At 38.4% G+C, this 20,261-nt stretch carries 22 protein-coding genes; 8 read left to right on the top strand and 14 right to left on the bottom strand.

The genetic code is table 11. The features are described 5' to 3' along the window. The first annotated feature begins 215 nt into the window (after positions 1-215). Complete coding sequence (locus tag AC0VYH_RS03130) at positions 216-650, top strand: HIT family protein (protein ID WP_430246899.1); 435 nt, start codon at positions 216-218, stop codon at positions 648-650. Positions 651-682: 32 nt separating this feature from the next. Here the strand turns inward: AC0VYH_RS03130 and AC0VYH_RS03125 are convergent, their stop codons facing one another. Then, entirely contained in the window at positions 683-1,582 is a 900-nt protein-coding gene (locus AC0VYH_RS03125) for a hypothetical protein (protein ID WP_475366516.1), read from the bottom strand. A gap of 197 nt (positions 1,583-1,779) precedes the next feature. Here AC0VYH_RS03125 and serC point away from each other — a divergent pair, with 197 nt between their 5' ends. Both serC and AC0VYH_RS03115 read left to right on the top strand, forming a co-directional pair. After that, the gene (gene serC, locus AC0VYH_RS03120) at positions 1,780-2,868 is read left to right on the top strand and encodes a 3-phosphoserine/phosphohydroxythreonine transaminase (protein WP_430246901.1); all 1,089 of its coding nucleotides are present in this window, start codon (positions 1,780-1,782) and stop codon (positions 2,866-2,868) included. Positions 2,869-2,998: 130 nt separating this feature from the next. Then, positions 2,999-3,517 (top strand): tryptophan transporter, encoded by a 519-nt coding sequence (locus AC0VYH_RS03115; RefSeq protein WP_430246902.1) that lies wholly within the window; start codon positions 2,999-3,001, stop codon positions 3,515-3,517. 36 nt (positions 3,518-3,553) lie between these two features. Here the strand turns inward: AC0VYH_RS03115 and AC0VYH_RS03110 are convergent, their stop codons facing one another. Beyond that, on the bottom strand, positions 3,554-3,952 hold the full coding sequence (locus AC0VYH_RS03110; RefSeq protein ID WP_430246903.1) for a YkvA family protein: 399 nt from the start codon (positions 3,950-3,952) through the stop codon (positions 3,554-3,556). A gap of 120 nt (positions 3,953-4,072) precedes the next feature. Next, the gene (locus AC0VYH_RS03105; RefSeq protein ID WP_194220001.1) at positions 4,073-4,270 is read right to left on the bottom strand and encodes a hypothetical protein; all 198 of its coding nucleotides are present in this window, start codon (positions 4,268-4,270) and stop codon (positions 4,073-4,075) included. A gap of 169 nt (positions 4,271-4,439) precedes the next feature. On the opposite strand from AC0VYH_RS03105, the gene AC0VYH_RS03100 reads away from it, so the two are divergent. After that, entirely contained in the window at positions 4,440-4,808 is a 369-nt protein-coding gene (locus tag AC0VYH_RS03100) for a YtxH domain-containing protein (RefSeq protein WP_430246905.1), read from the top strand. Between the two features lie 71 nt (positions 4,809-4,879). Continuing rightward, a complete protein-coding gene (locus AC0VYH_RS03095; RefSeq protein WP_475373282.1) occupies positions 4,880-5,452 on the top strand; it encodes an HTH-type transcriptional regulator Hpr in 573 nt (190 codons plus the stop codon). Here AC0VYH_RS03095 and AC0VYH_RS03090 read toward each other — a convergent pair. Beyond that, positions 5,449-5,790: a DUF1878 family protein gene (locus AC0VYH_RS03090; protein WP_226616117.1), complete on the bottom strand. Its 342-nt coding sequence runs from the start codon at positions 5,788-5,790 to the stop codon at positions 5,449-5,451. The two genes, AC0VYH_RS03095 and AC0VYH_RS03090, sit on opposite strands and share 4 nt — an antisense overlap. A 235-nt stretch (positions 5,791-6,025) precedes the next feature. On the opposite strand from AC0VYH_RS03090, the gene AC0VYH_RS03085 reads away from it, so the two are divergent. Then, positions 6,026-6,571, top strand: coding sequence for a DUF3267 domain-containing protein (locus AC0VYH_RS03085; RefSeq protein ID WP_475373281.1), 546 nt, complete (start codon positions 6,026-6,028; stop codon positions 6,569-6,571). A gap of 233 nt (positions 6,572-6,804) precedes the next feature. Here the strand turns inward: AC0VYH_RS03085 and AC0VYH_RS03080 are convergent, their stop codons facing one another. Then, a complete protein-coding gene (locus AC0VYH_RS03080; RefSeq protein ID WP_475373280.1) occupies positions 6,805-7,401 on the bottom strand; it encodes a YpmS family protein in 597 nt (198 codons plus the stop codon). 123 nt (positions 7,402-7,524) lie between these two features. Between AC0VYH_RS03080 and AC0VYH_RS03075 the strand changes: the two genes are divergently transcribed. Together AC0VYH_RS03075 and AC0VYH_RS03070 are read left to right on the top strand one after the other, a co-directional pair. Then, positions 7,525-7,707, top strand: a complete 183-nt coding sequence (locus AC0VYH_RS03075) for a hypothetical protein (protein WP_194220063.1) — start codon at positions 7,525-7,527, stop codon at positions 7,705-7,707. Between the two features lie 262 nt (positions 7,708-7,969). Beyond that, positions 7,970-8,896 carry a peptidylprolyl isomerase gene (locus AC0VYH_RS03070; RefSeq protein ID WP_475373279.1) on the top strand — a complete coding sequence of 309 codons (927 nt, stop codon included), beginning with the start codon at positions 7,970-7,972 and terminating at the stop codon, positions 8,894-8,896. A gap of 44 nt (positions 8,897-8,940) precedes the next feature. On the opposite strand, the gene AC0VYH_RS03065 is transcribed toward AC0VYH_RS03070, so the two are convergent. The 9 genes from AC0VYH_RS03065 to AC0VYH_RS03025 form a co-directional block, all read right to left on the bottom strand. Next, complete coding sequence (locus AC0VYH_RS03065) at positions 8,941-9,219, bottom strand: sporulation YhaL family protein (RefSeq protein ID WP_283153030.1); 279 nt, start codon at positions 9,217-9,219, stop codon at positions 8,941-8,943. An 89-nt stretch (positions 9,220-9,308) separates the two neighbouring features. Beyond that, positions 9,309-10,586 carry an MDR family MFS transporter gene (locus AC0VYH_RS03060; RefSeq protein ID WP_430243200.1) on the bottom strand — a complete coding sequence of 426 codons (1,278 nt, stop codon included), beginning with the start codon at positions 10,584-10,586 and terminating at the stop codon, positions 9,309-9,311. 147 nt (positions 10,587-10,733) lie between these two features. Beyond that, positions 10,734-11,702 carry a 3'-5' exoribonuclease YhaM gene (gene yhaM / locus AC0VYH_RS03055; protein WP_430243198.1) on the bottom strand — a complete coding sequence of 323 codons (969 nt, stop codon included), beginning with the start codon at positions 11,700-11,702 and terminating at the stop codon, positions 10,734-10,736. Between the two features lie 57 nt (positions 11,703-11,759). After that, positions 11,760-13,127, bottom strand: a complete 1,368-nt coding sequence (locus AC0VYH_RS03050; RefSeq protein WP_194220011.1) for a sensor histidine kinase — start codon at positions 13,125-13,127, stop codon at positions 11,760-11,762. Then, positions 13,124-13,789, bottom strand: coding sequence for a response regulator transcription factor (locus AC0VYH_RS03045; protein WP_430243196.1), 666 nt, complete (start codon positions 13,787-13,789; stop codon positions 13,124-13,126). Before AC0VYH_RS03045 ends, AC0VYH_RS03050 begins: the two co-directional genes overlap by 4 nt. Positions 13,790-13,801: 12 nt before the next feature. Further along, positions 13,802-16,585, bottom strand: a complete 2,784-nt coding sequence (locus AC0VYH_RS03040) for an ATP-binding protein (RefSeq protein ID WP_475373278.1) — start codon at positions 16,583-16,585, stop codon at positions 13,802-13,804. Further along, positions 16,585-17,826, bottom strand: coding sequence for a metallophosphoesterase family protein (locus tag AC0VYH_RS03035; protein WP_475373277.1), 1,242 nt, complete (start codon positions 17,824-17,826; stop codon positions 16,585-16,587). The genes AC0VYH_RS03040 and AC0VYH_RS03035 overlap by 1 nt, the downstream gene beginning before the upstream one ends. A 179-nt stretch (positions 17,827-18,005) precedes the next feature. Continuing rightward, complete coding sequence (locus AC0VYH_RS03030) at positions 18,006-19,256, bottom strand: ABC transporter permease (protein ID WP_475373276.1); 1,251 nt, start codon at positions 19,254-19,256, stop codon at positions 18,006-18,008. Continuing rightward, a complete protein-coding gene (locus AC0VYH_RS03025; RefSeq protein ID WP_475373275.1) occupies positions 19,249-20,145 on the bottom strand; it encodes an ABC transporter ATP-binding protein in 897 nt (298 codons plus the stop codon). The genes AC0VYH_RS03030 and AC0VYH_RS03025 overlap by 8 nt, the downstream gene beginning before the upstream one ends. Between the last annotated feature and the right edge of the window lie 116 nt (positions 20,146-20,261).

Below are 20,261 nucleotides of genomic sequence, written 5' to 3'. Positions count from 1 at the left end.
AAAACAAGTTGCACTCAGGGCTCTGCACCCCCGGCAGAGCCTTTTCTTGTTCCAATCCAATTATTCTTAAAAATAAATATTTCTTAGATCATATAGAAGTTTCGTTTAATCATTGGATTGTGTTTGCAAGATATGTAAGTACATTAGGGAGAAGCGGTCATAACGAAAATGAAAATTATGGTACGATATATGAAAAGATTGAAAGGATGATGAACATGAGCCATTCACCCGATTGCATATTCTGTAAGATTATTAACGGAGATATTCCATCTGCGAAAGTTTACGAAAATGAAGACGTTCTAGCCTTTCTAGACCTTACACAAGTAACAGAAGGACATACCCTCGTCATTCCAAAAAAACATCAGCAAAACATCTACGAGCTTGATCCCGAGACAGCTTCAAAGCTCTTTGCTGCAGTTCCTGAAATAGCAAATGCTTTAAAAGCGAACTTTTCTCCTGAAGGCATGAATCTTCTAAACAATAATGAAGCGATTGCTGGACAATCTGTTTTTCATTATCATCTACACCTTATTCCACGCTACGGTAAAGGGGACGGATTCGGAGCGGTATGGAAAACACACGAAAATGACTATGATGCTGACAAGTTACAGCGTCTTGCTGAAGGGATTCGTTCGCACATTAATTCTTAATGAAACTGTCTTGATACATAAAAGGAGACCATTTATGGTCTCCTTTTCATTTGGGTGCGTTTCATTTCTTTTAATGTATAAAAGCCATTCGGAACAACCCAATCTGGATGATCAAACGTTTGATCTAATCCATTTAACATCGTTGACATCTTTGTTCGTAAGTCTGGATTCCACCTTAATTCATGAATAAACTCTTCTCTATGACCTCCATACCCGACCATAGCCTTCAGCTCATTTAATAAATCTGCTTGCCACATAGATGGGAGATTTGATTCCCCCGGTATATCTTTAAATCGTACATAAGAACCTTCTCTTATGTAACCGTGTGGATAATAGTATGCGTAAACTCGTTCGAAATTCTCCCCTGTTTTAAGGGTAAGCTTGCCATGAAGGTGCTCTCTTAGTACATAACCGCCTTCCGTACGATTTAACAGTTCTAGCTGTTCACGATCAACAAATGTAACCCACACTTCTGTCTTCGCTCCCTGAACTGGAGCAATGACAGCAGGAAGTGCTCCATATGGTGCTAGAAAGGAACCTGCGATGACGTCTGTATCCTTTATTTCTGCACGATAATAGAGAATGAAATCACTAACATCAGGATTGAGACTAAACTTATATTTGAGCTGTGCTAGACAGACATTCGATCCATATGCGAGAAGCGGGATTCGCTCTTCAATAGGAGATAAACCTTCTGATAACAGCAATTCTTCCACTGTAAACTGTTCTGTCGTTGCAAATGCAAGAGAACCCGACACGTCTTCCCCTCTTGCATAATGAACAATTTGCTTCTCTACTGGAGTATTTTGAACTTCATCAATTCGATGTGCTTTCCCGTTATGGTATAGGAAAGATGAAGCTGGTCGTGGACCAGGATAAATATCTGGATGATCGTATGGTCCGATATGAGTTGGTTTGTTTTCTCGATACATTAGTTCACACCACTTTCTTATCATTCACTTCTATATAGAATAGCAAAATGATGAAGCAGAACAAATGCTTCTGCTTCAATAGAACGAAATATTCGAAAAGATTAGAAAAAAATATAGCACCGCCGAATCCTTTAATGATAGGATGAGTACAAGTTAAATCGAGGCATCGCATTACATTACTAAAGGAGTGTCTATTAGTGGAACGTCGTTATAATTTTAATGCTGGCCCGTCCGCCTTACCTCAAGATGTACTTAATCATGCTCAAGCAGAACTTCTCAATTATCAACAGCAAGGTATGTCCATTATGGAATTTAGTCATCGTAGCAAAGAATATCAGAAAATCCATGATGGAGCCAATGAGCTTTTAAGAGAACTGCTTCACATCCCTGATGACTATGAAGTTCTTTTTCTTCAAGGCGGAGCAAGTTTACAATTCTCAATGATCCCAATGAATTTTCTTCAAACTGGTCAGCAGGGTAATTATTTCCTTACAGGAAGCTGGTCCCAAAAAGCATTAAAGGAAGCTCAGAAATTAGGAGACACGTATGTTGGTGGAAGTAGTGAACAAGATGATTTCAAACGTATACCAGAGATCGACACGCTACAATACAGTAACAAAGATGCATACGTTCACTTGACTTCAAACAACACAATACATGGCACCCAGTGGAAGGAATTCCCCAAGCATACCCATTCTCCTATCGTTGCCGATATGTCGAGCGATATATTAAGTCGATCCCTTCCAATTGACCAATTTGGTCTTATTTATGCAGGTGCTCAGAAAAACCTTGGTCCAGCAGGAGTAACTGTAGTCATCTTAAGGAAAGATATGCTCAAAAACATCCCAGATCAACTTCCAACAATGTTAGACTATCGTACTCACGTTGATAAGAAGTCGCTCTATAATACCCCTCCTTCGTTTGCGATCTATATGCTATCCCTTGTTCTTGAATGGACAAAGACTAAGGGAGGTATTAAGGAAATCGAAAAGATGAATGCTGAGAAAACAAATCTACTCTATGACACGATTGATAGTAGTAAAGGTTTTTATAGTGGAACAGCTGAAACAGCAAGTCGCTCATCAATGAATGTAACTTTCAATTTACCAGGAAAAGAGCTTGAAGAACTGTTCCTACATGAGGCGGCAGAAGAAGGTTTTGTTGGGTTAAAGGGCCATCGCTCTGTTGGAGGATGTCGTGCTTCCATCTATAACGCTGTTCCCCTTGAATCAGTTCGTGCATTAAGTGACTTTATGCAGACATTCCATCACAAACACAATATTTAACACTTTTCAATAGGACATTCGTTTGTTATGATATAAAAAATTAGTTCTTTCGCAGCAGGCACATAGCGCACTGATGGAGAGAACACCGTCTTTTGACGGAGAATGAGATGAGAAGAGGAGAGATTTCTTTATGAAAACAAAAAATTTAGTACTCATGGCTTTACTACTTGGTATTGGAACGATTCTACACGCAATTATACCTGGCTTAATTTCTGGCATGAAGAACGATATGCTTCTTACAATGATGTTTCTAGGAATATTACTATTTCCTGAGCGCAAAAGCGTTCTTGTACTCGGACTTGCGACAGGAGTTATCTCTGCTGCAACGACAACATTCCCTGGTGGACAACTTGCTAACATGATTGATAAACCTGTGACAGCTTTTGCTTTCTTTGGTCTTTATTTACTCGTTCAGCGGTTTGGCCAATCATTAGTAACAGTTGGAATTTTAACAGCAATCGGCACGATGATTAGTGGGGCTATATTCCTTGGAGCTGCTCTTGTCTTTGCAGGACTTCCTGGTGGCGCCGCATTCACTGGACTGTTTGTTACCGTTGTTCTTCCAACAGCCGTAGTAAATACCATTGCAATGGTACTAATCTTTCCAGTTGTACAATCAATCCTTAAACGTACTAGCTTCGCTTTCTAAATAAACACAAAAAAAACGGCCAAATTGGCCGTTTTTTTATATTTTCACTCCTGTTTCCCACTCTCGGAACTTTTCTAACTCATGCTTTAATTGACTTGCAACAAATCCTATTACTGCTACATCATCAAGAAGCCCGACTCCCGCTAATAAATCAGGAACCGCATCAATAGGACTAATAAAATAAAGTAATGCTCCTACAATCATAACGACTGATTTTTTTGAAATGTCGCGATAACTTCCTTTACGAAATTCCTGGACAAGTCTCGAGAACGTCTTCACATCCACCCACATCTCATCCATGCCCTTACGCCCATTGTATAGGGCTCCTTTTTTCAAGGATTCGATTGAAACATCCTTCATTTTGTCTTTATCCTTCATAACCGTTACTGCCTTCTTTGTCATTCTCTTAAAAACACTTTTAATCATACGATTCATTATTTCACGCTCCTTAAATACCCTTCTCTCTATAAGATACCTCAAATGAGCGTGATTCTAACCTTTTATATCGTTTTTATGTTTGCAAGTTGAAAGCCATGGGGAAAATAAAGGACATCATTAGAAAATAAGCATGGCCATCGATACCCCAAGCACAAGGAAAACAATCGCAAACGTACCAAATAAGTAGGCGCTTTTTTGCTTTCGGATCATTCGTTCATTGTGAAATGAATATTTTCTAATTAATAACAGCCTGCTTACTGTTGCGGTTAATAGTAGACTGCCAGCTGCAATAAGGAAAAAGATAAATCCAGCCATACCCGTCCCCTCCATTTACCGTAGCGTATACTAAAAGGTATATGTGATGCCCACTGCTTTCATAACCACAACGAATTAATGAAAGGAGAAAGCAGGATTCTTGACTGGGATGGCGAACTAATGTCTTTAAGTAGAAGTATAAGGATTTGGATAGGAAAGGATGAACATCATGGGAAAAGCAAAAACATTATTAACAGGATTTGTAGTAGGCGGGGTAGTTTCCGCTGCTTCTGTACTTTTAACCACTCCGAAATCCGGAAAAGAATTAATGACTGACGCTAAAGAGAAGAGTGATGATATAAAGGAAGGGTTTACTAAGCTTAAAAGTGATCTTAACGAACTGACCGCTCAAGTAAAACAGCTTTCTTCAGAAGGCAAAGAAATTATTCAGGAAGTAGCCGCTGACCTTAAACGATCCATCTCTTCATTTCAACAGGATATTGAACCGAATTTAACTAGGCTAAAGGCAGATGTCGAGGAAATGCAGAAGACGATTGAAACAGTCAAAGAAGAAGTAAACAGTCCGGCTTCAAAATAGCCGGTTTTTTTACCGAAGATCAACAATATTCTAATATAGCTTGAATCATCTAGTTGTAAAGGAGGGCATTTATGAAAGAAGAACAGGAAATTTCTATTCAAGAAGCAATGATTTTTAGCCATCGAATCGGCCAATTAAGCAAAGCACTTTGGAAATCTGTTGAGCGAGATTGGCAAGATTGGCTCAAGCCATTCGATCTCAATATTAATGAGCACCATATTCTTTCAATTGCTTATCATCTTGACGGCTCTTCAATATCAGATATTGCGAAGTTTGGCGTTATGCACGTCTCAACAGCGTTTAACTTTTCAAAAAAACTTGAATCTAGGTCTCTCCTCACATTCTCAAAAAAAGAGAATGATAAGCGAAATACATATGTACAGCTTACCGAAAAGGGAGAGAAGCTGCTTCAGGAAACATGGAAACATTATTCACCAAGTCGAGATAGTGTTTTGAAAGCTTCCATGCCGATTAGAGAACTATACGGTAAATTCCCTGAATTTACTGAGATGATGTGTGTCATTAAAGGCCTATATGGTGAAGACTTCATGGAAATCTTCCAAAAATCTTTCACCAAGCTTGAAAGTGAATTCTCTAAAGAACTCACTGAACAAGATGATAAAGAGCGCTCCAATCTTTTCTAACGATAAGGCGACACTTTTAATAGCGTCTCCATAAGTTCTCTATAAGCCTCTTCTTGAGATTGCAGTGCTTTAATGGTTGAGAGGGGCTCCAATTTAATATTTAACATCCCTACGAAATGCGTGAGCAACGTGGAACGGTTCAAGAGACCCTCCTCGATCTGCTCATGCATTTTTTGGTTCACCTCTACGCATAATTGATATACTTCTGACACTTCTGACTCTGTCAGCCCTCTGTCAATCACAAGGCGGTAAAAGGGATAATCTCCTTCCTCTTCCATCTTTGCAAGTAGGCGCATATGAAATTCAATTTTATCTAATCTTTTGTGGATAGCTTCCATCTGACTTAACTCCTTACTGTGCAATTAATAGTACTTATAGTTTAACGGAACGGGTTTTAAATTGAAATGTATTTTCCAGACTAATCCAGCGCGAAAAACCGCTGATTTTGTCAAAATAATTTTGACTAATTTCTTTCTAAAAAAACGTGTTGATTTCTTCCGAGAATCGCTGTACAGTATACGAGTATTCAATAAACATCAACTAAATTGAAAGCTACGGAAGCAGGTGATTCTTATGAATTGTTGGAAATCGATTTATCTACATCGCGAATTCGGTACACATCGATTAACGATTTTCTCGATGCTGTTAACCTTATTATACTTTATTGCGTTTTATCTTGTGTTCAGTATGTTATACCCGACAACAAAACATGCGATCGTACCAATTTTACCGTTTCTCGGTTCCTTAGCTGTCCTTTTCCCTATTCATAAGCTAATACACTGGCTTCCTTTAACAATAGCCGGATTAAAAGCAACAATGAAATTAGAAAAAGGATTTGTGATCGTACCGATGATGCGCTGTGAAACGTGCAGCCCAATTTCACGTAACCTCTTTTTAATTGCGGCACTTGCACCTGCGATTTCGATTACGACCGCAGCTATAATTGCGTCAGTTTATATGCCAGCTTATGTATCGTTCTTCTCGATCCTAGCAGCTATAAATCTTGGGTTTAGCTTTAGTGACTTCCTTTACGCTTCTCAGGTGCTCCGTGCACCGAAGAATGCTTATGTTGAGGATCGAAGTGAAGGTTTCCATATTCTTATTAAACGGGCTTCTTAATAACTAATCTGACACTCTATTAAACAATAGACTTCAGAGAGAAAGAATAAAATATGATGCCCCTAATAGATTAGCTATCCAACAGTAATTGCTCGATTTTGAGCTCATTAACATAGCTAATAGAATAAAAACAGAGCGCTGAAATTCAGCGCTCTGTTCTTTTGGATTGGCCACTAGGTCAGCAGTATTGAATTCTTATGAGACTTCCTTCATAATAATATTAGGACAAGGAACTAATTAATAGGATAGTAAGCATCGAAAACAATTTCATCATTAGGAAGATCGAATGATTTAGCCCTTAGTTTCATATCATTCTTCAATTCTAATTCGCTTACAGCCATGTAGATTGTCCCTTCATCAGAATCAATTGTTATTTCAGGCGGCAATGATGCCTGCTTTTTTATAAAAGAAAGAACTTTATCACTTGGGAGTTCAAGCAAACCAATTTGAAAAGATTTTTCTTTTAATAAAAGGTCACCATTTGGCTGTACCTGTGGCTCAAACTTAAGAAAAAAATCAACTTTACGATCAAAAATCGTCACATACCCCTGGAAAGTTGCAAGTTCATCAAGGTTTACATTATAACCGATGTTCTTCTGTTTCTCGCTATACTTTTCAAGTTCTCGATTGATGATCTCGTTCAATTCATCTTTTTTCACCTGGATGGAAAAGGTTGTTTCAAAAGGTTCTTCTGTGTTTTTCTCATTTGAGAGTTTGGCAATTTCACTTTCAGGAAAATAGTATTGATAGAATCCTACTATTCCTGCGAAGATGAGAATGACGGCAGCGAAGAGAATGATAAAGGCCGCCTTCCATCGGTTTTTAAACATTTGAACAGCTCCTTATGGGACGAATATTTTCCATGATACTACGGATCGAAAGATAAGTTAAAGTAAACCGTTATATATTTCTTCGAATTATCGAATTGGACTCTGGGAGGTACTGAAATGACCATGATTGGAATATTCTTCATCCTATTTGCGACTTTCATTCTAGTCACATTTAATTCAATGACAAATGCACTATGCTTGAAGAAAAACATTCCTGAAGAAAAACAGCCTAATGTATTTAGAACCATTAACGTTCTTATTACTATTTTGCTCATTTCTTCATATGTAGAAGTTTTATTCACTTAGAATCTTAGGTAGCCTATTACCAAACGAACGATTGAAAAAGATGAGGCCAAATGCCTCATCTTTTTTTAGTGGTTTTAACCCGGTTAGGGAATCACACTGTATTCTCGCTTTTATTATATCAATTTCCCATAAAATTCGCCTGTTTTGTGTAATTTTTCTCATATTTCCAATTGAATTTAACTTCACTTATCTTTCTATGCTATAGTATTAACTGTATCACAATTTTGTTAAATTTAACTAACCCTTTAGGAGTGTATGTTTGATGAAAAAAATGTTCATAATGCTTTCTGCATTGATCGCCCTACTCGCGATATCTGCTTGTAGCAATGACTCTGCGGATAATTCAGAAGCCGTAGTCGAAACAAGTGCTGGAGATGTTACAAAGGAAGAGTTCTATCAAGCGTTAAAAGATCAATCTGGTGAAGCAGTATTAAGTGACCTTGTCCAAACTAAAATTCTTGAAGATAAATATGATGTATCCGATAAAGAAGTCGATGCAGAACTTGATAAAATTAAAGAAAACTTTGAAACCGATGAACAACTTGAACAAGCCCTTCAATCAAATGGTTACAAAGACCTTGAACAATTCAAAGTTGATGTACGTAAGCAGCTATTAGCTCAAAAAGCTGCAACTGAGGGAGTAGAAGTTTCAGATGAGAAGCTAAAAGAATTCTACGATGAAAACAAAAACCTTTTCACTGAACTAGAAGCGAGCCATATTTTAGTTGACGATGAAGACACTGCTAAAGAAGTTCAAAAGAAATTGGAAGATGGCGGCGATTTCGCTGAGCTTGCCAAAGAGTATTCTAAAGATGGTTCTGCTGAAAACGGTGGCGATCTTGGCGTCTTCAAAAAAGGCGACATGGTTGCTGAGTTTGAAGAAGCAGCCTTTGCATTGAAAGAGGGCGAAGTAAGTGATATCGTCCAATCACAATTTGGGTATCACATTATTAAGCTAAAGAAGAAAACGGTGATGCCGTTTGAAGATGCTAAAGAACAAGTTGAAGAACAATATATGTTACAAAACGCAAAAGATGTTCCAACTGTAATCGATGAGCTTATTAAAGAGTCTGATATTAAAGTAAAAGACGATCAGTTTGAAGATCTCTTTAAAGTCGAAGAAGCTGCTGACGAACCAGCTGATGACAGTGCTAACACTGAAGAAGAGTCCAAAGAGTCAAATGAATAAATAAAAAAACGAAAGAGCTAAATTAGCTCTTTCGTTTTTTTTATTTAGTGTTCTGTTATACGCTGTTTCCTCCGCTCCCGCTCTTCTTCCATTCTCTCCACATATACTCGTCCTTCTTCTTCAATATGGATCTGATCGATTTTTTTCTCTTCAGCCGTCAATTGCATCGTTTTATAACCGCTGTAAACAATCCCCGCTAGTACAAAATAGAGCCACCAGGGAAATGAAGAGAATACTCCCGATAACGTTGAAGACACTTCTGTAAGCTGAAATAGACTAAGAATCAATAGAAATCCAAGAAGTATAAGAACACTCTTTCTCACCTAAAGCACTTCCTTTCCTTCTTTCGTACAAGCTCCATTAATTACTACAATTTATGAGCAAAGATCGTGATTTATTCCTCCTAGAAGAATTATGATTGCCCGTACGCTCCCTGTTTACTTCGCATATCAAACATTACATAATAGATAACTCCCGCAATGATCGCAAGGAAACTAATGAGATAGAAAGTCCATTGAAACCCTAGGAGAGCTGTGAGCGGGATGGCAGCTGGTGCAAGAGTTCTTCCAATTGTAAAGCGAAGACTTGCAGCCGCAAAATACTGCCCGCGCATATTTTCCGGTGCCAAGCGTGATACAAAACCCTCTTGAATACCCACAACCATCAGTTCTCCCATCGTAAATACAAGCATCGCAATGGCAAGTAGCCAAACGGACGTTACATGACCAAATAAAATCATGCTGACAGCATAAATCATGCAGGAGAAAATAAAGACGTTACGTTCTTTGAATTTACTCATTTTAGTCGTCATAAACACTGTTAATAGAGCAACTAATAACCCATTTTCTGAAATAAGCCAACTAAAAATGCGATTTCCGTCTGCAGTAATGACTGTATTAAAGAAGGTTAACACTGGTTGGTCAGGTACTTTTTCACTCAAATAAACGGCAATTAATAAGTCCATCTGCATAAACGTTTGTGCTACTAGTATTCCAGCAAGTATAAATAAAAGAAAGACCTTATCTTTAACAATGATTCGATAATCTTGAAGCTGATCCCAAATAAACCTTGTCCATTTTACAGATGAATCTGAAACGAGACTGTTTTCTCTTTTCTCTGGTGCTGTTTCACGAACGTAGATTGCAATCAATGCCGCGACGGCGAAACTGACAATAGAAGCGATAAGAAGTAAAGGGAATCGATGTTGAAAGAAAAAAAGACCGCCTAATATTGGCCCTACAACAACAGAAATATTTAAAGCTGTATAGAAAACGGCAAAAACCGTATTACGATCTTTTTCCGCCACAACATCTGCCACCATTGCGTGACTAGCTGGCCAATACAATGACCCAAATACCCCAAGAATGGAGAAGCTAATGAACGTTAGCATTGGTGAAACAAGCCATGGGGAGTTTGCAAAAGCAAATACGACAAAGGTGAGTCCTTGACCCACTGCAGAGATAAACATCATTTTCTTTCGTCCATACTGATCTGCACAATATCCTCCTACTAAGTTAGCTACAACAGCAACAACCTGTGATAAAACAAGTAAGAGTCCGGCCATTCCTTTGCCAAAGGACTCCGAAAAGTAAATAGCCATAAACGGGAAGAACATCCAAAAAAGAATGTTCATCATCCCTTCACCCAAAAGCCGTATCTTTAAATTCCGATCCCAATCTTTTATTCTCATGTACTTCCTCCACTATGCATGTATCCTAAGGCTAAGTTAGTAAATTGAATGGATACTTGGCTTGTTTATACGCTTACAATTAACGTAACATGACCATAAAAAAAGAGAAACGGCTCATAGAGCACATTTCTCTTGGATTTGCCTGTTTTATTTTTTCGAGCTATCAATAGTACTCATTTTAGGCTTGTAGAATGAACGATTATCAAGTGCAAACACTCGATCAGTAAATTCGCCAGGTTCTACTTTATCAAGAGCTCTATCGAGCATATTCATTTTCGCATCAATGTTATCAATCATATGCAGCATTTCTGCTTCACGAATCATAGGAGGTTTAGGACTCCCCCAATCCGCTTTTCCATGATGACTTAAGATAAGATGTTGAAGAAGCATCACTTCTTCACCGTCAATTTCTAATTCTTTTGCAGCCTGACCGATTTCATTAACCATGATGGAAATATGGCCAAGTAATTTCCCTTCATTCGTATAGCTTGCTGCAATGGATCCGGACAGTTCAACTACTTTTCCAAGATCATGGAGGATTATCCCACCATATAGCAGATCCGTATCTAGAGAAGGATAAAGATTCGCTAACGACTTGGCAATATCAAGCATCGAAACAACATGATAGGATAAGCCTGACACAAATTCATGGTGATTTTTCGTTGCTGCAGGAAAAGTCAGAAAGTCATTTTGGTGTTTTTTCACAAGGTGACGTGTAATCCGTTGTATGTTTGGATTACGCATTTCAAATACATATTGCGTCACTTTCTCCATGATTTCGTTCATCTCAAGAGGTGCCGTTTCAACGAAATCACCCACCTTGACTTGATCCATGTCTGTTGCGAGACGTATCGCTTTAATTCTAAGCTGATTGCGTCCACGGTAGCTTGTCACGTCTCCTTTTACCTTGATGATCTGCTGAGCATCAAAGCTTTCTTCATCGTCTGGAGAAGCATCCCAGAGCTTTGCTTCAATATCTCCAGATTTATCTTGAAGAATTAAAGTAAGGAAAGGTTTTCCGTTACTTGCTACACCTTTTACTGATGATTTAATTAATAAGTAGTGATCAACTTGATCTCCTACGCGATAATGTCCGATTCCTTTGAATTCCTTCATCTTTCCACCTCCGGGGCAAAATGTATTTACCTAGTATAGCATAGCCCTAATACATCATTAGGACCTTTCGCTTCGTTTTTTTGGCAATATAATTGAGAAAACAACACCATGGTCCAAGTTCGCCACTTCAGCTTTACCTGAGTGACGTTCAGCAATTTTCTTTACAATAGCTAGACCAATCCCAAATTGACCTTTATCCCCTTTTTGGAAAGGTTCAAACAACTGCTCTTTTTCTACCTTTTGAAACGAAATTTCTTCTCCATCATTAAACACTTCTAGTATGATGGTTTCATCCCTCTGGATTGCATTTAAGTGAATTTCGCTTTTCGCATACCGCAATGCATTTTGAACAAGATTGTCCATAGCAGTTAACATCTGTTCGTGAACAGCCATCAACTCAACATTTTCACCAGATATTGTAAACGTCACATCTTCACGCTGGTACATGAATCGTTCACGAATCTCTTCAGCAAGAACCCCAAATCGAAATGGTTCCCAGTTTCCCTCAGGTTCATCAATGGAATCTAGTTTAATATAAGTAAGCATCCCTTTTACCCTTTGATCCATCCGATCAGACTCATTTAGGATAATTGTCATTGTATTATCAAGAGAATCTGGCATTACGCCATCTTTAATGGATTGGGCATAACTTTTAATGATCATAATTGGTGTTTTCAATTCATGAGAGGCATGCTGTATAAACGTTTTCTGAGCCTTATCATACCTCATTAAGTTCTGTCTCATTGATTCAAATTGATTGGAAAGCTTCTGGAACTCTTCATCACCTTCCCACTTGAAAGGTTCTTTCCAATTGCGGTTAGCAATTTGATCGAAGCGTTCTCCGAGAACGGTTAGTGGTCTCCGTAAATACCTTGCAATCCACGCTGCAGGCAAAAGACTAAGCAATAATGCAAAAAGCAAAATTATGATAAGTCTAAACCAGAGGCGATCAATCATTTGATTACGATACGTGTCCCACATATAAGAGATAAAGTACGCTTCTTGTCCGTTAACATCTACTTTAGATATCACATAAAACAAGGATGCCTGATTATTATACGTTAACTCATAGCGCCCCTTCTCTTCTTTCTGATCAAGTGCGTTTTTACGCATTTCGATAATTACTTCATCAGGTATGGGGTCTCCCTGCAATGGTCCACTATAAAGTCTTGTAATCAACGTATGGCCAACCGAACGCTCCGCGTCTCTTCGTTCAATAAAATCTTGATCCGTTTGAGGAGGAAGTGGCCCGTCTTGATCCGGAAACGTATATCGCTGCTGCTCACTTTCAATAATCTGATATGTCTCTTCAGTTAGCGTGCCTTTAATGGAGAGAGGGTAGATCACCGCAATCACTACCCCAACAAGCAGAACAAGAATCATAAATGAGAGCCAGATTCGTTTCGTTAAATTTAAGCGAATCATGTAATCAACCGATAACCAAGGCCGTATGACGTTTCAAGGTTCATGCGTGGCATTTTCTTTCTTACTCGTCTAATCACATCGTCAACAGCACGATCTGACCCCACATAATCATCCCCCCATACCTGAACGAGAATTTGTTCACGGGATAAGGTTTGATTCACATGCTCGACTAGGAAAAGAATTAAATCCATTTCCTTCGTCGTTAATTCAACTGGCTCTCCTCGATCAAGTACTTTTCTCGATACCGGATCTATTTCATACTCCACAATCTCAAACCTTTTCTGGGAAGATTGTTGGTACACTCTCTTTAATAATTTTTTGGCGCGAATAATAAGTTCTCTCGGCATAAATGGTTTAGCAATATAGTCATCGCTTCCTAATTCCAATCCTACAATACGATCTAGATCCTCATCTCTCGCAGAAATGAAAATAACCGGTACGTCGTCTTCAGCTTTTATTTTCTTTAATAACTCATACCCATCTATCCCAGGTAGCATGATATCTAGAATCCACAGGTGGCAAGATTCGTGAATACTCTCAAGTGCTTCCTCACCACTCATAAACGCTTTAACTTGAAACCCTTCTTTTTCCATATACGTTTTTAAGATTTGCACTAGATTTTCTTCATCTTCAACTAAATGTATTTTATAAACTTCTTCCATAAGATCACCTCATTAGATTGTCCCTTTTTTTGTGGAAGCTGGCGACGGATCAAGTATGTGAATCCTGTCATCTATCCCAACTGTTGTAGATGAATGACACGTTAATAAAATAACCTGATTGTCTTTTGAAAATCTTTTAATAAATGCTTTCGCAACATCAGTTCTTTTTTCATCAAAGTTCACAAAGATGTCATCGAGAAAAATAGGCATCTGAACTGTCGAAATAGACGCAAGCGAAAGTCTTATACAAAGGTATAACTGCTCTGCCGTGCCTCTACTTAACTCAGACGGCTTGTATGCTCGGCCGTCCACGTTCAGCACTCGAAATTTATTACCTTCTACAGGAGGATAAATAGCTGTATACCGCCCTTCTGTGATTATGTTGAAATAGCTCTCTGCTTTCTTTATGACCGCGGGGAGACGTTCTTCCTGATACCTCGCCTTCGCCCTCGTTAGAAAATCAGATGCTACCTTCAGTACAGACCATTTCCACGCAAGAGAATTAATCTCATCTTCCTTCTGCTGACGCTGTAAGAGAAGTTCTTCGTAAGTTCCATCTTCTGTTAAGAGACGAATTTGTTCGTTTTCACTTGCAATCTGTTGATAAAGACCTTGCTGCTTTTTCATAATAGAAGTCTCTTCGTGCTCCAGCTGTTCACGATGATAATCGATTTCTTCCACCGTAGTATGCTCCACGAACGATTCATCACTTAATTGGGAAGTAATCATTGCGAGCTGTCGTTTAAGCTCTTGTGCTTCTTTATGAGCCTTTCCCTTCACACGAAACGCTTCCTCATTATCTTCACCTGCTAAGCGCATCAGCTTGTTCATTTCATCATTACAGCTTTGCCACTTTTCGGTTCCCCCACCAAGCTGCTCTTCAAGTTCTTGAAGCTTGTTTGTTGCGAGGTCTATGTCTCTCATTAATTCTCTTTGTTCCTCTGCCTTCTGCAGCAATAGCTGTATCGCTTTATCAGGCTCCTGGTAGGAAACATTTGCACGCTCGCATAGTTTCTTTATTCTATCTTCAACTACCGTTAAACTGTAGTCAAGATCTTCTATTTGCTGCTGCTTTTGATTTCGTTCCGTCTGAACCTTCTTAATTGACCCAATCCTATCAAAAGCATCAAGCAATGAATCGGTAGGAATGTACTCAGGAAAAGCATGAATCGTTCTCCACTCTTTCAACTTATCATCAAGTTGATACCTTTCTGCTTCCCACAAGTCTACTTTTTCAGCTGCTTTCAAATAGGTTCGATTAAGGCGATCGACCTGGTCTTTTATTGACTCAGCTTGTCTCCTCAACTCTCTATCGCGAATAAGCACCTCATCTTCACTCTTCGTCTCAGTACTTTTAGAGGTCATTCTCATTAAAATGGCACCACCTACCACTATAGCCGCGGCTACAAAACCAAGCAGCCAACTTTCATAAATGCCAAGAATAATAAAGACTAATAACGCGACAGCTATCATCCCAAACGACCACTTCTGATTAGTAGAAGACGATTGTTCTTTTTCTAACCCTTCCCGATCTTTCGGTGAAAGAAGGCGTGTTTTCAGACGATCATACTCATTCTCCTCTTTCTCCAGTTCATCTCGTGCAGAAAGAAAAGCTTCCTGAATATACTGGTATTTCTGATCAGAAAGCTGATAGGACGCCACCAATTGTTTGAGACTCTCACGTCCAGTAAAGGTCGGATGGATGGACTTAAGAGCTTCTTCAGTCTGACCAAATTCCATTAGCTCTGATTCTAAAGTTGTATTAAGTGAGCGTATCTCACTCTGCAGTCTTCTTCTTTCTTCTGCTCTCCCACGATAAAGAATCATTTCTTCATTCCAATAAGATACCTCTTGTAAAAACGCATTCGAATCAGGAAGCAACTGAGCGTGATGAATATCATTTTCTAGTCGTTCTTTTCGTTTCTTTAACCCTTCTAATTCCCCAGAAAGAAGAACAGCTTGTTCTTTCCATTTATCCATTCTTATAAGTCCTTCTTCAGGAAAAGGATGAAACTCAGGAAGATTCTCGATCTCTTCTTCAAGTCTTTTTTTCTCATTCAATAAAGGAATGATGTGCTTCTCACGCTCAAGCTTTCGCTGCTCATTTTGGATAAATTGCAACCGCTCAGCATTTTCTTGAACTTTTATTTCTAACTCCTTTGTCTTTTTGATAAGTTCATTGTAGTTCTCATTTTTCTTTTCCCATTCGTTTGTTTTCTTCTTTAAAGACTCGTAGGATTCCACATCTTGATTGAGTTGAGGTTTTCTTCCTCCAGGCTTAAAAATTTCACCCTGCCACTTGTCAAAATTCTTTTCAATTTCAAGTAATGAAGCTCCACCGCTCATTCCTGCTTCATAAAGGACTTGATTCCACGCTTCTTCATCATAATGATGATCATTATTTAAAGTAGTAAGGTTACAAAAGAAAATTTGTCTAAAACTAGCTCGATTCATTCCTTTTAAGAGCTTTTTTAAATCATCACTATTTCCTGAAGTACCATCTCGAAAATAGATATAAAGATTTTCAGAATTCCTATCCCTCGTCCGTTCAATTCTAAATGCTTCACCACTTTCTTCTACAAAGAGACTACCTCCAAAACGCGAGAGATGATTCATTTCATAATAGTTCTCCTGCCTGCTAGGAAAACCGAATAAAACATATTCAATAAAAGAGATAAGTGTAGATTTCCCTGCCTCATTCTCTCCAAAGATAAGCTGAAGTTCAGTTGAAACGTCTTCGATTTCGTAATTCTCAAATTTACCAAACCCGTAAATTGTTAGACCGAGTAACCTCATTAACTCTCACCACCTTTTGACTCAATGAGATATGTAAGTAATAGCTCTTCAGCTTCTTTTATTAATTGTTGCTCGTCTTCAATGGGGTGTAGAGCTTTTCTAGCTCGTCTATGTTCAAATAGCGGAGCTAACGCTTCTTTCATTTGGGAATGCTCGTACTGATCAGAGGTAAATAAAATATCCTGTAAAAATCCATTCTGCTGTTTTAAATTCTCGCGATCCCAGAGTGGCATTGATTTTAGTGTGAATTTATATGGCCAAACAAATCCTTCGTCTTCCATTTCTCTATTAAGTTGTAGCGTCTGCAATATATCTTCTAAATGATCCCCATGTATTAACTCTGAATGTATCGGACTATTGCCAACTAATTCAAGATTAATGAAATGTCCTCCAGTAGAGAAAATTTCCTGGTTCAAAATTTCTTCACAGTTATTTAAAAGATCTTGGATCGTATCACACTGTCCAATATCAATAATAGACTTGTGCCAGGTTACATCAGCGGTATGATGAAAAACAAGCGATGGCTCAGAATCGCTTAACTTTACAACATAACACCCTTTTTCACCACGTTCTTTCGAGTGTGCTCCTTGTATATTACCGGGATAAACAATAAAGGGCTCTTCTGATAGTATTGCTCTCTGATGAATATGCCCAAGAGCCCAGTAATCAAATTTCTTATTCATTAGTTCAGTTATTGTGAATGGAGCATAGGAAGAATGTTCTGTTTGTCCTTCTAAATTCCCATGAAGCATTCCGATCTGGAAACTCTCTTCATCTACCCTTTCATATGCACTTACCATTTTCTCATTCACATGACGCGTGGGATAGCTAAAGCCATGAATATATGCGATTGGTGTCTGATCTCTGTTATACGAAACCGATTCTACTTCCGCTCCAAAAAAATAACTTGTATCTGGCCACGTTAAATCAACCCATTCTCCATCTAGCGCATCGTGATTTCCATGAGAAAGATAGCTATAAATGCCTGCCTCATCCAATCTTTTCAATTGTTGTAATAAAATCATCTGTGCTTTCAAGCTACGATAGCTACTATCAAATAAATCTCCTGCAAACAGCACAAAATCTACCCGTTGATTAATAGCAATATCAACGATTGTTCGTAATGAACGATAGGCACTTTCTCGAACAAACTCATGGATGGATTTAGGTAACTGATTTGTACCGGAAAATGGTCTGTCTAAATGAAGATCCGCGCAGTGCAGAAAGGTTACTTCTTTCATCACTCATCTCCCTTTCTAATGCTCTCTATCTCTCATTTTACCATAATCAAACGAGCGCACGTTCGCACGATTCCGCTTTTTCTCATTCAATGATTTTATACTCATCATGCGACAAGAAAAAAAAGAAAAGTCCCGGGAACTAAAGTTCCGGAACTTTCTAGATTGTTAGTTGAAAGCTATTACTCACGTCGTGATAGCTTTAACGCTTTGCCTATATCTTTTAAAGAAGATGATTTCCCATACATGAGAACACCACCTCTGTAAACTTTCGCCCCGATGATTGCAAAAAACACAATCGATCCAATTAGGAGTGCAAGACTAATGGCTACTTCCCAGAATGGAATGGAGAGCATACCTACCCGTAAGAACATCACTACTGGTGTAAAGAAGGGAATGAAGGACGAAATGGTGACAAATGTAGAAGACGGCGTACTTAGTCCAAACATCGCAATAAAGAAAGCGATGATAATGAGAAACTGGACTGGCATAATCATTTGCTGAACTTCTTCTGCTCTACTAACGAGTGAGCCTACCATTGCAAGAATCGTCGCATACAGTAAATAGCCAAGAATAAAGAATACGATCGCATAAATGATGAGTGAAGCTGAAAGGTTACTAAAATTAAGAAAGGATAGGAAACCTGCTTCTGCGAGCTCATCTTCCTGCATTTGCATAAAGAGGTACCCACTTGCAATAATGATCGCATATTGTGTTAAACCGAGTAAGGCAATTCCAAGTATTTTCCCAAACATTTGCTTGACTGGCGAAACGCTTGAAATTAAGATTTCCATTACTCTTGATGATTTCTCTGTCGCCACTTCCACAGCAACCATATTTCCATAGAAAATCACTGAAAAATAGATGACGAATAGAAGTACATAAACGAACACTCTTGCTTGATTTAATTCATCTTCTGTCTTTGCTCCTTTTTCGAGTGCAACTTTTTGAAACTGGACAGGTTGGTCGATTTTACTAAGCTGCTCCTGAGTAACCCCTGCTTTCTCAGCAGCAATTGTACTCTTCAATTGCTGAAGTGCTGATTCAAGAACTTGTGGAGTGACTTGTTCTGCTACTGTCTCCGCTTTATAAAGGGCCGTCGGTTCGGAATTTTCGTTTTCTTTAAGAATCAAATAGCTATCGAGATCACCCTCTTCAATAGCCTGTTCGGCTTTTTCTTCAGAGCCATCGAATTTTTCTAATACAATATCAGATTCCATCATCTTCATTTGGTTTTCAAGTTGTGTATAATACGAAGCTGTATCGATGACTCCCACTCGATCCGCTTCACTCGAATCGAAATTATCTATAATGGTAGAAAGATTTGTAATGAGAAAGATCATAAGTAGCGTAATAACCGTTGTAATAATAAATGCCTTGGACTTCAGTCGATTTAAATATGTTTGGGAGAGGACAATAAGAAATTTATTCATATGCCGCACCCACTTTCTCAATAAAGATATCGTTTAATGACGGCTCCTCTAGTTCAAACTTTCTAACAAACCCTTTGTTCATCAACTCGTGTAAAACCTTCTGAGAAACTTGCTCATTTGCTATTTGAACAGTGCTATGATTCATTCCTTGCTTTATGTGATGAACCCCTTCAATATTTTCTAGAAATGTTAGATCAAAATCAACGTCAATGATAATGTTTTTCTTACCATAAGAACGCTTGATTTCTTTTAAGTTCCCAGAAACAACTGCTTTTCCTTTATGTAGTATACAAAGATGCTCACAAAGTTCTTCCACATGCTCCATTCGGTGACTAGAAAACAAGATCGTTGTTCCTGCATTCTTTAAATCAAGAACAGCTTCTTTCAACACTTCCACATTTACTGGATCCAACCCGCTAAATGGCTCATCAAGAATGAGAAGCTCTGGCTTATGAATAACTGCTGCAATAAATTGTATTTTTTGCTGATTTCCTTTTGATAATTCTTCTACCTTTTTATCAAGATATTCTGGCACATTGAAACGATCAAGCCATATAACAATTTCTTTCTCAATATCAGCTTTCTTCATCCCACGTAACTTGCCAAGATAAATTAATTGATCTTTCACTTTCATCTTTGGATAAAGACCGCGTTCTTCAGGTAAATAGCCAATTAAATGGCTTGAATCATAAGATATTTCTTCTTTCTTCCAGCTAATCGTTCCATTTGTTTGATCAATGAGGCGTAATAGCATTCGAAATGTTGTTGTCTTACCCGCTCCGTTACCTCCAAGTAACCCAAAAATCTCATTCTCAGGAATTGATAAATTAAGTCCTTCTACTGCTGTAAAAGGTCCGAATCTTTTTGATACATTCTGAAATTCGAGCATAGCTTCCCCCTTTATATTGACATTCATTACATGAAAAATAGCTTCCCAACTAGTATAACGTTTCGTTTTCTCAAAAGATTCGTTTTTTCTAAAAATAAGTGACAAGAAATTATTAC

Source organism: Anaerobacillus sp. QJM3NY_32 (assembly GCF_056173645.1).
The sequence above is the reverse complement of the archived record's forward strand: the minus strand, read 5'-3'. Positions and strand labels throughout refer to the sequence as shown.